The following is a 12,782-nucleotide window of genomic DNA, read 5'->3' on the forward strand; positions in this document are numbered from 1 at the left end:
TCCGACCAGCACGCCGAAGGGGGCGCGGTCGCCCGCGCCCCCAGGACCGCGCGGACGACTACCGGACGACCTCCGCGAACGTGACCGTGCGCTCCACCAGCAGCGGACGCACGGTCCGCACGATCAGCTCCTCGAAGTACGGCGCGGCCGCGTGAGCCTCGAACCCGGCCCGGTCCGCGTACACCTCGTACAGCACGAACCCGCCCTCCCGGTCCGCCTCCGCGTGCACCTCGTACGCGAGGTTCGCGGGCTCGGACCGAGTCAACTCCCGCATCTTCAGCAGCGCGTCCCGCACCCCTCCCGCGTCGGCGGGCTCGCAGCGGTAGTGGGCGAAAACGGCGTACGACATGGAACGTCCTCCGGATCGAAGCGGGTGCGAGGGGCACGCCGATTCCAGCACGGACGGACGCCCCGGCCACCCGCGCGCCGCGCAACCAATGCCTGCCCAACAAGGAAGTGAAACGCCATGCGCACCCTGGAAACCCTCGTCGGCGGAGAGTGGGTGACCTCCGGCGAGTGGATCGACGTCCACGACCCCGCCGACGTCCGGACCCCCCTCGCCCGCATTCCCGCCCTGCCCGCCAAGGACGTCACCCGGGCCTACGACAGCGCCGAGCGCGCCTTCGCGGTCTGGAAGCGCACCAGCCCCTTCGAGCGCGCCCGGATCATGACCGAGGCGGCCCGGCTGATCCGGGAGCGCCTGGAGGAGATCGCCGCCGACGTCACCGCCGAGAACGGCAAGACGCTCGCCGAGGCCCGCGCCGAGACCGGCAAGGCCGCCGACTTCCTGGAGTACTACGCAGGGCTCGCCCGCCAGGGCTACGGCACCCTCCTGCACGACGTCCGCCCGGACACCCGGACCCACACCCAGCGCGAACCCATCGGCGTCATCCTCGTCGTCAGCCCCTGGAACGACCCGCTGATCACCCCGGCCCGCAAGCTCGCCCCGCTGCTCGCCACCGGCAACGCCGCCGTCTTCAAGCCGGCCACCGAGACCCCGCTGTCCGGACTGCACTTCGCCCGCGCCCTGCACGACGCGGGCCTGCCCGCCGGAGCGCTGAACGTGATCACGGGCCGTACCGCGGAGATCGAGGAGGCCCTCCTCGACGACCCGCGCATCGCCGCGATCACCTTCACCGGCTCCAACGCGGTCGGCAACCGCATCCGCCGCCGGCTCGCCGACCGCAACGTCCGCTTCCAGGGCGAACTCGGCGGCAAGAACGCCTCCGTCGTGCTCGCCGACGCCGACCTCCCGGCCGCCGCGAAGGCCGTGGTCGCCGCCTCCTTCGGACAGGCCGGACAGCGCTGCACCGCCACCAGCCGGGTCATCGTCGAACGCGCCGTCCACCACGACTTCGTCCGCCTGCTGCTCGCCGAGGTCGAGGCGCTGACCGTCGGCCCCGGCACCGACGCGGCGACCACGCTCTGCCCGCTGTCCAGCCCCAAGCAGCGCGACTCCGTCCTCGCCGACATCGGGCGGGCCGTGGCGGAGGGCGCCACCGTCCTGACCGGGGGAGCGGCCGACGCCGAGCGCCCCGACGGCTGCTACGTGCTGCCGACCGTGCTCGGCGACATCACCCCCGAGATGGCGATCTGGCGGGACGAGGTCTTCGGACCGGTCCTCGCCGTGCGTGCCGTCGCCGGCTTCGAGCAGGCCGTCGACGCCGTCAACGACTCCGACTTCGGTCTCGCCGCCGCCCTCTTCACCCGTGACCTGTCGCGGGCGTACCGGTTCGCCGACGAGGCCGAGTGCGGGCAGGTCGCCGTCAACACGACGACCACCGGCTGGGACGTCCACCTCCCCTTCGGCGGATTCCGCGACTCCGGCACGGCCTACAAGGAGCAGGGCGACGAGGTGCTCCGCTTCTCCACCCGGGTCAAGACCGTCGCGATCCACTTCTGACCTGCCGACCGAGCCGAGTGTGAAGGAGTACGCCGATGGCTGACGAGACGATCGGGATCATCGGCGCGGGCATCGTGGGCCTGGCCACCGGCCGCGAGATCGCCCTGCGCCGACCCGGTACCCGGGTCGTGGTGCTGGAGAAGGAGAGCGAGGTGGCCGTCCATCAGACCGGCCACAACTCCGGCGTCGTGCACGCCGGCCTCTACTACGCGCCGGGCAGCCTGAAGGCCCGGCTGACCGTCCGCGGGGTCTCCCTGCTGCGCGAGTACTGCCAGGAGCGCGGGCTCGCCTACGAGGAGGTCGGCAAACTGGTCACGGCCGTCCGCGAGGACGAGCTGGGCCGGATGGAGGACCTCTACGAACGGGCCCGCGGCAACCACGTGCCCGAGCTGAGGAAGGTCTCCCGGGAGGAGATCAGGGAGATCGAGCCGGAGGCCGGCGGCATCGCGGCCCTCCACTCGCCGCGCACGGCGATCACCGACTACCGGGCGATCGCCCGGGAGTACGCCAAGGACATCGAGGCGTCCGGCGGCGAGGTGCGGCTCGGCTTCCCCGTCACCTCCCTCACCGAGGTGCCCGGCGGGATCGAGGTGGCGTCCGCGAAGGACCGGGTCCGCGTGGACCGGCTGATCATCTGCGCCGGCCTCCAGTCGGACTCCGTCGCCCGGCTCGCCCAGGACCGGGCCGAGCCGCGGATCATCCCCTTCCGGGGCGAGTACATGCTGCTCAAGCCGGAGAAGGCCCGGCTGGTGCGCGGCCTGGTCTATCCGGTGCCCGACCCCCGCTACCCCTTCCTCGGCATCCACTTCACCCCGCGCGTGGACGGCACCGTGGAGGTCGGCCCCAACGCCGTACTGGCCCTGTCCCGGGAGGGCTACCGGCTCGGCGACATCTCGCTGAGGGACCTGGCCGGGCTCGCCGTCTACCCGGGGGCCTGGCGGATGGCGGCCCAGCACTGGCGCACCGGCATCAAGGAGTACCGCGGCTCGCTGTCCCGGCGGGCCTTCATGCGGGACGCGGGCCTGTACATGCCGAACGTCGGCGTGGACGACGTGGTGCGCGGCGGGGCCGGCGTCCGCGCGCAGGCCCTGGACCGGGACGGCACCCTCGCCGACGACTTCCGGATCCACCGGGAGGGCCGGGTCACGGCCGTCCGCAACGCCCCCTCACCGGCCGCGACGGCCTCCCTGGCCATCGCCGAGCACATCGTCGACGCCGTCTTCGGCGACGGCTCGGGCGAGGGCTCGGGCCGAGGCTCGCGCCGGGGCTCGGGCGACGGCTCCGGCAAACAGTGAATGCCCTGCGTAGAGCCGTATTTCGCGCAACAACAGCTTGCGCCCCAAGGTCTCGGCAAGCGCTCCCGCCCCGCCTAGCGTTCCCTCCGCAAGCCCCCACCGCCCTGTTCGACAGAAAGAGTTGAGGCCATGTTCGTCGTCGACACGCAGATCCACATCTGGCTGGAAGAGACCCCGGACCGCCCCTGGGTCCCCGGGGCCCGGGAGCGGATCCGCCTCAACGGCCACCGCGAGGACCCCTTCTCCTACGAGGAGGCCCTGGAGCTGATGGACGAGGCCGGCGTCAACCGCGCGCTGATCCTGCCGCCGTCCTGGGAGGGCGACCGCATCGACTACGCGCTCGAAGCCTGCGAGGCGCACCCCGACCGCTTCGGCATCATGGCCCGCATCCCGCAGAACAAGCCCGAAGAGGGCAAGGCCATGCTGAAGGACTTCGCGCAGAACCCGCACGTCAAGGGCACGCGGCTGACCTTCCACCGGCCGCAGGACCGCAACTGGATGATCGACGGCACCAACGACTGGTACTGGCCGATCGCCGAGGAGCTCGGCATCCCCACGATGGTCCACGCGCCGATCTGGAAGCGCGAGCTGGGGGAGATCGCCGCGAAGCACCCCGAGCTGAAGATCATCATCGACCACATGGGCATCATGGCCCGCTGTGTCGACGACGCGATCGGATACTGGGTCCAGGAGACCGCCGACCTCGCCGCCCACCCGAACATCTACGTCAAGGTCTCGGCGCTGCCGGGCTACTCGACGCAGCCGTTCCCGAACATGAACATCCAGAAGTACGTGCGCGAGATGGTCGACAAGATGGGCCCGGAGCGCTGCTTCTACGGCACCGACATCACCCGCCTGCTCGGCCACGGCATCACGTACACCGACACCATCGAGCAGTTCACCAAGCACTGGGACTTCACCCCCGAGGAGCTTGAGTGGATCATGGGCCGCGGAATCTCCGAGGTCCTGAACTGGCCGATCGAGGGCTGACATGAACGACACCGAGCACCTGGACGGCGGTGACGCCGCCGTCTCCGCCTTCACCGCCGCGGGCGCCGACTACGTCTTCTGCTCATCGGGGTCCGAATGGGCCCCGGTGTGGGAGTCGCTGGCCCGGCACCACCGCGACGGGACCCCCTGCCCGGGGTACCTCGATCTGACGCACGAGACGGTGGCCGTGGGCATGGCCACCGGATACGGCCTGATCACCCGCCGCCCGCAGGGCGTGCTGCTGCACGCGGCTCCCGGCCTCCTCCAGGGCTCGATGGCCGTGCACGGAGCACTGCTCGCCGGTGTCCCGATGGTGGTCACCTCCTCGGAGTCGGCCACCTACGGCGACGGACCCGGCAAGGACCCCGGCGGCCAGTGGTACCGCAACCTGTCGGTCGTGGGCGGCCCGCACGGCGTCGCGCAGCCGTTCGCCAAGTGGTCCAACGAGGCGGCCAGTGTCCACACCCTGCCCACGATGATCACCCGGGCCGCCGAGCTGGCCTGGCGGGCCCCGGCGGGACCGGCGTACCTGAACATCCCGCTGGAGATCCTGCTGGAGGAGTGGGACGGCCGCGAGGCCAAGCCGATCGTCCCGCCGGGCTCCACGCACAGCTCGCCCGACGAGGCGGACGCGGTCGCGGCGATGATCCGCGAGGCCGTCAACCCGGTGATCGTCACCGAGACGGCCGGCCGGGAGGCGGACGGCTTCGAGGCCCTGACGGCCTTCGCCGAAGCCTGGGACATCCCCGTCGTCGAGCCCGACTCGGCGGTGTGCGGCAACTTCCCGCGCACCCATCCGCTGCACGCCGGCAGCGACATCGGTCCGTGGATGGACGAGGCGGACCTGATCCTCCTGGTGAACTGCCGGGCGCCCTTCTACCCGCCGAGCCGCCGCCCGTCCAAGGCGCGGGTCGTCGTCATCGACGAGGTGCCCCAGCGCCCGCACGTGGTCTACCAGGTCCTCTTCGCGGACCGGTACATGGAGGGCAACGTCGCCAACACCCTGCGCCAGCTCGCCAAGCGGGCGAAGGACCTGGACCCGGCGACGGTCACCGCCCGGCGCGCCGCACAGGAGCAGCGGCACGCGGACGAGCAGTTGTCGATCGCCGCCGCCGAGGCCCGGGCCGGCGCCGCCGAGGGCATCGACCCCGTCCTCGTGGCCGCGGAACTGCGAAGGCTGCTCGACGGACAGGACGCGGTCGTCGTCGACGAGACGATCACCCACAGCCGCGTCGTCAAGCGGCACCTGCAGAACGACGCCCCCGACTCGTACTTCTACGTACAGGGCGGCCTCGGCCAGGGCATGGCGGTCGCGCTGGGCGTCAAACTCGCCGCCCGGGAGCGCCCGGTGGTCCTCACCATCGGCGACGGGGCCTTCACCTACAACCCGGTGATCCCCTCGTACGACGCCTCGCGCGCGTACGAACTGCCGTTGCTGATCGTCGTCTTCAACAACCGTGTCTACAAGTCGATGAACCTCAACCACCGGCGGTTCTACCCCGAGGGTGCCGCCGCCGAGACGGGGGAGTGGCTCGGCACCGATCTGCACCGGCTGCCCCGGCTCGCCGGGTTCGCCGAGCCGTTCGGCATGCACACCGAGACCGTCGACGCGCCCGACGCCCTCGGGCCCGCCCTGGAGCGCGCCCTGAAGGCCGTCGCCGAGGGCACCACGGCCGTCGTCGACGTCCTCGTCACCCGCTGATCAAGGAGAACCATGTCCCACCGGAAGCTCGTGCCCGCGGAGGAGTTGCGGGAACTCTCCGTGGCCCTGCTGGAGCAGGGCGGCCTGAGCGCCGAGCACGCCCGCACCACCGCCGACGTGTTCGTCTGGGCCGCGCTGCGCGGTGTCGACTCGCACGGCATCGCCCGCGTCCCGGCCTACCTGGAACTGCTCGCCAAGGGCGTGGCCAACGCCCGGCCCGAGATCAGGATCGAGTCGACCACCCCGGCCGCGGCCGTGCTGGACGCCGACCGGGCCCCCGGCCCGGTCGCGCTCACCGCGGCGGCCGACGAGGCCGTCGAGCGGGCCCGGACGACCGGCGTCGCCTCGGTCGGTGTCCGGCAGACCGTCCACACCGGGGCCATCGGCTACTACGTGTCCCGGATCGCCCAACAGGGCCTGGTCGGCATCGGGTTCGTGGCGGGCATGCCCAACATGGGCTACACCGGTGTCAAGGGCGCGGCCGTCGCCACCAGCCCGCTCGCCGTCGCCGTACCGGCCAGGGAACACGCCCCGGTGGTGCTCGACATGGCCACCGCCACCATCGCGCTCGGCAAGATCCGGCAGGCCAGGGCGAACGGCACCCCGCTGCCGGAGGGAGCCGCCGCCACCGCGGACGGCACGCCCACCACCGACCCCGAACAGGCGGTCATGCCGCTGCCGCTGGGCGGGGCCAAGGGCTCGGGGATGTCGCTCGCGTTCGAGCTGCTCACCAGCGTGCTGGTCGGCGCGCCGATCTTCTCCTCCTTCCACTCGGACGACCCGCAGGGCCGCAAGCACCGGCAGAACGCGCTGCTCATCGCCGTGGACCCGGCGGCCTTCGGCGACCCGGAGGCCTTCGCGGCCCAGGTCGACGAGACGCTGTCCGCGCTCAAGCGCCTGCCCAGCGACGACGCCGTGTACTACCCGGGTGAGCGCAGCGCCGCCGTGGCGGACCGGCGGGCCGAGGAAGGCGTCCCCGTCACGCCCAAGGTCTGGCGTGAACTCACCGAGGCCGCAGGCAGGTTCGGGATCACCCCGCCCGAGTGAGAGCGAGGTCGCCGGCCCCGAAGGGGGAGGGCCGGCGGCCGTCGGAAAGGAGCGCCGCCGCCACGTCCTGTGGCGGCGGCGCTCCTTGTGTTCTCGGCGGCCCGTGCGTGTTCTCAGCGGCCCGTGCGCACGCCGTCCAGCGCGATGGCCAGGACCCGGTCGCGCTGGGCGTCGTCGACGAAGGTCGTCGCGGTGATGCCGGCGACCATGCGCAGCAGGTCCCCGAAGTCCATGTCCGGCCGGGCCGCGCCCGCCCGCTGGGCCCGCTCCAGCAGCGGACCGCCCGCGGCGTACATCGACTCCCGGCAGGCGTCGAAGATCTCCGACTGGTCGTCGAGGGCCTCACGCACCGCCCGCTTGGTGACCATGTAGCCGGTGAACCGCTCCAGCCACATCGTCAGGGCCCGCCACGGCTCCAGGTCGGCCACCTCGCGGGCGACCTCGACGAGGTCGTTCACCTCGCCCGCGTACACGCTCTCGAAGAGGTCCCGACGGGTGGGGAAGTTCCGGTAGAGGGTGCCGATGCCGACGCCGGCCCGGCGGGCGATGTCCTCCAGGGACGCCTCCGCGCCCTTCTCCGCGAACGCCTCCCGGGCGGCTGCCAGCAGGGCGTCGTAGTTGCGCGCCGCGTCCTTGCGGTGCGGCCGCCGGGCCGCCACGATCTCGGCGACGGGGAAGGACTGGGCGGTCACGGGCTGCCTCCCGGAGGGCACGATTGAAGCGGAGGGCTGCCTCCGCTAGAGTGGAGGAGTACCTCCACTTTACCAGTGCGGGGGTCTGTCCGCCGTGGGCCCGTGCGCCCGCGCGCCCTCACTTCCCCCGCTCGCACTCCGCTCGGATTCGGAGAGGCTCCTCATGCCCCGCTCCTCCACGCGGCTCACCTTCGCCGTCCTCGCGACAGGTGCCGCCGTGTTCTCCATGCTCCAGTCGCTGATCGCGCCGGCCCTGCCGACCGTCCAGCAGGAGCTGCACGCCTCGCAGTCCACCGCGACCTGGGTGATGACCGCGTACCTGCTCTCCGCCTCGGTGTTCACCCCGATCCTCGGCCGGGTCGGCGACCTCGTCGGCAAGAAGCGCACCCTCGTCGCCGTCCTGGCCGTCGTCGCGTTCGGCTGTCTGCTCGCCGCCCTCGCCCCGTCCATCGGGGTCCTGATCGTCGCCCGGGTCGTGCAGGGCGTGGGCGGCGCCCTGTTCCCCCTGTCCTTCGGCATCATCCGCGACGAGTTCGCCCCCGGCGAGGTCGCCCGCAGCATCAGCAACCTCTCCGCGGTGATCGCCGCGGGCGGCGGGGTCGGCATGGTCGCCGCCGGGCCCGTCATCACCGCCCTCGACTACCGCTGGCTGTTCTGGATCCCGGTCGCCGTCGTCGCGGTGACCACCCTGATCGCCCTGCGCTACGTCCCCGAGTCCGCCACCCGGGCCCGGGGCGGCGTCAACTGGCCCGGCGCGGTCCTGCTCTCCGTCTGGCTCGTCGCCCTGCTGCTGCCGATCAGCCAGGCCACCGTCTGGGGCTGGGGCTCACCCCGTGTGCTCGGCCTGTTCGCCGCCGCGCTCGTCCTGTTCGCCCTGTGGCTGCGCGCCGAGACCCGCTCCCGCACCCCGCTGATCGACCTGAAGGTGATGCGGCTGCCAGCGGTGTGGACCACCAACACCGCCGCCCTGCTCTTCGGCGCCGGAATGTACGCGATCTGGTCCTTCCTGCCGGGCTTCGTCCAGACCCCCGGCTCGGCTGGCTACGGCTTCGGCGCGAGCGTGACCCGGTCCGGGCTGCTCATGCTGCCGATGCTGGTGGCGATGTTCCTCTCCGGTGTGCTCGGCGGCCGGCTCCAGCCCGTCGTCGGAGCCAAGGCGCTGCTCACCGCCGGGGCCGCACTCGGTGCGGTGGCCTGCGGTTTCCTCGCCCTGTGGCATGACGAGCAGTGGCAGATCGCCGTCGTCTCGGGCGTGTTCGGCCTGGGCATCGGGCTCGCCTTCGCCTCGATGGCCAACCTGATCGTCGGAAGCGTCCCGCCCGAGCAGACCGGCGCCGCGACCGGGATGAACGCCAACATCCGCACCATCGGCGGCTCCCTCGGCGCCGCGGTGACCGGCGTACTGGTCACCGGCAGCCTCCAGCCCTCCGGCCTGCCGTACGAGTCCGGGTACAAGCATGCCTTCGCGCTGCTGGCCGTGTTCTGCCTGGCCGCCGCCCTCGCCGCCCTGCTGGTCCCGACCGCCCGCCCGGCCCGCCCCGCGAGGACCGTCCGGGGACCCGCCCCGCTGCCCCGGCAGACCGGAGCATCCGGCCGCGTACGGTAAGGTTTACCTGCGCGTTCTCGTGGGTCACCGCGAGACGGGCGCACCGGGACGTGGCGCAGCTTGGTAGCGCACTTGACTGGGGGTCAAGGGGTCGCAGGTTCAAATCCTGTCGTCCCGACGGTACGAAGGGTCCTCGCGGGCGACAGCCCGCGAGGACCCTCTTCGTTGTTTCCGGTGGTCTACGGACATCATGACGCTGCCGGCGACGTCACCCTCCCCCGAAGGCGGCGTCGCCGGCAGCTCCCCCGGCGCCGGACAGTGGTCCGTTCGTCCGTGTGCGGCTGTACCCGTGCCGATTACCAGCACATCACCGCGGTTTCCCCCGACCCCCAGGCGGAGTACAGGCGCACACGGACGAAGTAGCGGCGGCCCTTGACGAGATGGGCCTTGATCCTGGTGTTGCCCGACGTGCCTCCGTCGTCCTGGCCGGTGAGGTAACGCGGTTCCCCGTCCCGCTCCTCGAAGACCACCACGACGGTGTCGCTGTCGCCGAAGGTGCCCACCGTGTACTCGCGGGTCTCCGGCGGCTCGACGGTGAAGTCGGCCTGTTCCCCCGGGCCGAGAACGATCGGCGCCGAGCGGAACGGCACCAGCGCGGGCGGCCGAACGGCACCGGCCGGCGGGTACCAGCGCAGGACGAACTCCTTGTCGGCGGACGAGAGCGTGCCGGGCGGGTTCAGACCCCGCCGGAACTGCTCCGGCTCCAGGATGAGGCCCTCGCCGAAGGGATACTCCATGATCGACTGAGGGTCCCAGGCGGAGCCGTTGACCTCGTCCGGGTCCAGCTTGCGCAGGATGTTGAAGAAGGTCGTCTCCCGGCTCCAGAAGTTCGGCGGCCCCGCCAGGTCGGCGAGGACGGCCTCGTCGTCCCAGTGGATGCCGGCGAACGGGCTCTGGTGCTCGTGCAGCATGCCGAGCGTGTGCCCGATCTCGTGCAGGGCCGTCCCGCGCTCCCCCGGCGCGGTCAGGTCCCAGCCGAAGTTCATGGTCCGCTCGTTCAGACCGACCTGGAGCGCGTCCTTGCCCACGGTCGACCACGAACCGTCACCCGGCTGGAACCCGATCCGCACCTCCGCCTCCGAGCGGTCGGCGACCTCGGTGAACGACACCCCGATGCCGAGGTCCTGCCACTCCCGGAAGCACTCGCGCACCACGTCCCGCTGTTCCTTCGAGCCGACCCACGACACCTTCCGGAACCCCCCGGTCCCCGGTACGGACATCGTGGAAGCGTCGCTGTCGCCGTCGAAGAAGTAGTAGTGCAGGACCGTGTGGTTGACCCACATCCGGCGTCCGCCGATGAGCGCGCGCTGCCGCTCGGCGGTCAGCCCCGGTGCCAGAACGGGGGCCGACTGCTGCGCGAGGGAGCAGTAGCGAGCGGTCATGCGCCAAGGTTGCCGTCCCCGGCCGCCCCGCGCCTGAGTCGGGGGCTACTCAAGTCGCCCTGTATCAGGGGTGAGTAACCGCGCTCTATTCGGTGTGATGACATTCGAACGGGATGCGAAGACCCTCGAAATGCCCTGGCCGTTCACCGGACGGGACGGCGAAGTCGAGCTGATCCGCGGGGCGTTGACCTCGGGCCGGAACGGGATCGTCGTGACCGGCGTCGCCGGGTGCGGCAAGACCCGGCTCGTCGCCGAGGCCACCCGGGGCGCCGAGCGCGCCAGGGTGGCCGGCACGCCCGAGGCCCGCGCCATCCCCTTCGCCGCCTTCGCGCACCTGCTGCCCGAGGGCGTCACCCTGCACCGCGCCGTCCAACTCCTGTCCTCCGTACGCCTGCTGATCGTGGACGACGCGCACCTCCTCGACGACTCCTCGGCCGCGCTCGTCCACCAGCTCGCTGTACAGGGACGCACCCGGCTGCTGGTCGTCGCCACCGAAGGCGTGCCCGCGCCCGGCTCGATCACCCGGCTGTGGACCGGTGAACTGCTGCCCAGGCTCACACTCGACCCGCTGCCCCCGGAGGAGACCGCCCAACTGCTCGCCACCGAGGCGGGCGGCGGCCTGGAACCGCTGACCGTGAACCGGCTGCACCGGCTCTGCGGCGGAGATCTGCGGCTGTTGCGCGACCTGCTGGGCGCGGTCCGCGAGCACGGACTGCTCACCCCGGTACCGGGCTCCGGCGCCCGAGCCTGGCGCGGGCCGCTGCCCCTGACGCCGACCGTGCGCGAGCGCGCCGCGCACGTCCTGGACCGGGCCCGCCCCGAGGAGCGCGAGACCCTGGAACGGATCGCCTTCGACGAGCCCCTCGCCCCGGACATGGACGCCTTCGACCTGCGGGTCCTCGAAACACTGGAAGCCGACGGCCTGGTCCGCATCGACGACCGGGGCGCCGTCCGGCTCGCCCACGCCCTGCACGGTCCGGTGCTGCGGGCCGCGGCCGGCCGGCTCCGGGCGAGGCGGCTGGCCCGCGGCCCCGAGCAGTGCGCGGCCGCCCTCGAAGCGGAGCGGGACCTGCTCACCAGGAGCGTCCGGCTCGCCGACGTACGGGCGGTGTCTGCGCCGGTGGGGGAGTGGCTGGTGGACGAAGGGGCCCGGGTCCCGGCCGGGTACGCGGCCGTACGCGCGCGCTTCGCCCGGATCGGCGGGCGGCTGAAGGAGGCCGAGGCATGGGCCCGCGAGGGGCTCCTGGACGCCCCCGAGGACCGGCGGTGCCGCGACGAACTCGCCCTCGCGGCAGCCCAGTCGGGCGAACCGGCCCCCGCCGCGGACGACGGGACCGGCTGGCCCGCCGTCGCCCGCGGCGACATCGACGCGGCCCTCGCGACCGTCGAGCCGTACGACGCCGTCCGGCTCGGGGCGCCCGAGCGGGCCGCCGGACGTCTCGACGGCGTGTTCGCGCAGCACGCCGACGCGCTGGCCCGGGGCGACGGGCCCGCGCTGGACCGCGCCGCCGAGGCGCTCCAGGAGCGAGGGCTGCTGCTCTACGCGGCCGAGGCGCACGCCCAGGCGGTACGGGCCCACCGCGACCCGCGGGCCGCCCGCACCTCACGCACCCGCGCGGTGTCCCTGGCCCGCCGCTGCCAGGGCGCCCGCACCCCGGCCCTCTCCGGCCTGGTCCTGGGCGAACTCACCGCCCGGCAAAGGCAGATCGTCACGCTGGCCGCGGCGGGACTCAGCAACCGCCAGATCGCCGAACGCCTCACCCTCTCGGTCCGCACGGTCGGCAACCACCTCTACAGCGCCTACGCCCGCCTCGGCGCGAGCGACCGGGGCGCCCTCCCCTGGCTGGTCGAACTCCCGGACGCCCAACCGGCCTGAACCGGCCGCCCCGAGGGCGCGGATGGGCCGGGCACGCCCGGGTGCCCGGCCCTCCGCCCCACTCCAGCCCCTGGTCGGTGAGCGCACGGTGATCCGCCCGGATGAGTGGATCACGTCCTCCGCGGCAGCGGAGCCCACACAACCGTGCACGCCGGGGCTGGTATGCGCGCCGGGCCTGGTATGCGCGCCGGGCCTGGTATGCGCGCCGGGCCTGGTAGGCACGCGGCGTCCCGGCGGGCACACCCCGCGCCCTCCGGCGCCCCTGCGGGCCCGGTCCGGCGCTCCCGCG

At 72.8% G+C, this 12,782-nt stretch carries 10 protein-coding genes and 1 tRNA gene; 8 read left to right on the top strand and 3 right to left on the bottom strand.

From position 1 onward, the window contains the following. Positions 1–58 precede the first annotated feature (58 nt). Positions 59–349: an antibiotic biosynthesis monooxygenase gene (locus tag AB0E07_RS16300; protein WP_362251354.1), complete on the bottom strand. Its 291-nt coding sequence runs from the start codon at positions 347–349 to the stop codon at positions 59–61. 117 nt (positions 350–466) lie between these two features. Here AB0E07_RS16300 and AB0E07_RS16305 point away from each other — a divergent pair, with 117 nt between their 5' ends. The 5 genes from AB0E07_RS16305 (at position 467) to AB0E07_RS16325 (ending at position 6,937) form a co-directional block, all read left to right on the top strand. Next, a complete protein-coding gene (locus AB0E07_RS16305; protein WP_362251357.1) occupies positions 467–1,903 on the top strand; it encodes an aldehyde dehydrogenase family protein in 1,437 nt (478 codons plus the stop codon). A gap of 35 nt (positions 1,904–1,938) precedes the next feature. Further along, entirely contained in the window at positions 1,939–3,198 is a 1,260-nt protein-coding gene (gene lhgO, locus AB0E07_RS16310; protein WP_362251360.1) for an L-2-hydroxyglutarate oxidase, read from the top strand. A gap of 129 nt (positions 3,199–3,327) precedes the next feature. After that, positions 3,328–4,188 carry an amidohydrolase family protein gene (locus AB0E07_RS16315; RefSeq protein ID WP_362251363.1) on the top strand — a complete coding sequence of 287 codons (861 nt, stop codon included), beginning with the start codon at positions 3,328–3,330 and terminating at the stop codon, positions 4,186–4,188. 1 nt (position 4,189) lies between these two features. Then, complete coding sequence (locus AB0E07_RS16320; protein WP_362251366.1) at positions 4,190–5,890, top strand: thiamine pyrophosphate-dependent enzyme; 1,701 nt, start codon at positions 4,190–4,192, stop codon at positions 5,888–5,890. 12 nt (positions 5,891–5,902) lie between these two features. Further along, entirely contained in the window at positions 5,903–6,937 is a 1,035-nt protein-coding gene (locus AB0E07_RS16325; protein ID WP_362251368.1) for an Ldh family oxidoreductase, read from the top strand. 113 nt (positions 6,938–7,050) lie between these two features. On the opposite strand, the gene AB0E07_RS16330 is transcribed toward AB0E07_RS16325, so the two are convergent. Further along, the gene (locus tag AB0E07_RS16330; RefSeq protein ID WP_362251371.1) at positions 7,051–7,629 is read right to left on the bottom strand and encodes a helix-turn-helix domain-containing protein; all 579 of its coding nucleotides are present in this window, start codon (positions 7,627–7,629) and stop codon (positions 7,051–7,053) included. A gap of 163 nt (positions 7,630–7,792) precedes the next feature. Between AB0E07_RS16330 and AB0E07_RS16335 the strand changes: the two genes are divergently transcribed. Together AB0E07_RS16335 and AB0E07_RS16340 are read left to right on the top strand one after the other, a co-directional pair. Further along, positions 7,793–9,235, top strand: coding sequence for an MFS transporter (locus tag AB0E07_RS16335; protein ID WP_362251374.1), 1,443 nt, complete (start codon positions 7,793–7,795; stop codon positions 9,233–9,235). A 44-nt stretch (positions 9,236–9,279) separates the two neighbouring features. Further along, a tRNA-Pro gene (locus tag AB0E07_RS16340) sits at positions 9,280–9,353 on the top strand. Between the two features lie 178 nt (positions 9,354–9,531). Here the strand turns inward: AB0E07_RS16340 and AB0E07_RS16345 are convergent. After that, positions 9,532–10,617 carry a M12 family metallopeptidase gene (locus AB0E07_RS16345; protein WP_362251377.1) on the bottom strand — a complete coding sequence of 362 codons (1,086 nt, stop codon included), beginning with the start codon at positions 10,615–10,617 and terminating at the stop codon, positions 9,532–9,534. 97 nt (positions 10,618–10,714) lie between these two features. Between AB0E07_RS16345 and AB0E07_RS16350 the strand changes: the two genes are divergently transcribed. After that, positions 10,715–12,493 (top strand): LuxR C-terminal-related transcriptional regulator, encoded by a 1,779-nt coding sequence (locus AB0E07_RS16350; protein WP_362251380.1) that lies wholly within the window; start codon positions 10,715–10,717, stop codon positions 12,491–12,493. Positions 12,494–12,782: the final 289 nt, after the last annotated feature.

The sequence above is a fragment of the Streptomyces sp. NPDC048002 genome (assembly GCF_040653275.1).
GTDB lineage: Bacteria > Actinomycetota > Actinomycetes > Streptomycetales > Streptomycetaceae > Streptomyces.

Bases quoted from the DNA above. Each gene is read 5' to 3' on its own strand.
- AB0E07_RS16300 (WP_362251354.1), bottom strand. From the start codon at position 349: ATGTCGTACGCCGTTTTCGCCCACTACCGCTGCGAGCCCGCCGACGCG.
- AB0E07_RS16320 (WP_362251366.1), top strand. From the start codon at position 4,190: ATGAACGACACCGAGCACCTGGACGGCGGTGACGCCGCCGTCTCCGCC.
- lhgO (WP_362251360.1), top strand. From the start codon at position 1,939: ATGGCTGACGAGACGATCGGGATCATCGGCGCGGGCATCGTGGGCCTG.
- AB0E07_RS16345 (WP_362251377.1), bottom strand. From the start codon at position 10,617: ATGACCGCTCGCTACTGCTCCCTCGCGCAGCAGTCGGCCCCCGTTCTG.
- AB0E07_RS16350 (WP_362251380.1), top strand. From the start codon at position 10,715: ATGACATTCGAACGGGATGCGAAGACCCTCGAAATGCCCTGGCCGTTC.
- AB0E07_RS16325 (WP_362251368.1), top strand. From the start codon at position 5,903: ATGTCCCACCGGAAGCTCGTGCCCGCGGAGGAGTTGCGGGAACTCTCC.
- AB0E07_RS16335 (WP_362251374.1), top strand. From the start codon at position 7,793: ATGCCCCGCTCCTCCACGCGGCTCACCTTCGCCGTCCTCGCGACAGGT.
- AB0E07_RS16305 (WP_362251357.1), top strand. From the start codon at position 467: ATGCGCACCCTGGAAACCCTCGTCGGCGGAGAGTGGGTGACCTCCGGC.
- AB0E07_RS16315 (WP_362251363.1), top strand. From the start codon at position 3,328: ATGTTCGTCGTCGACACGCAGATCCACATCTGGCTGGAAGAGACCCCG.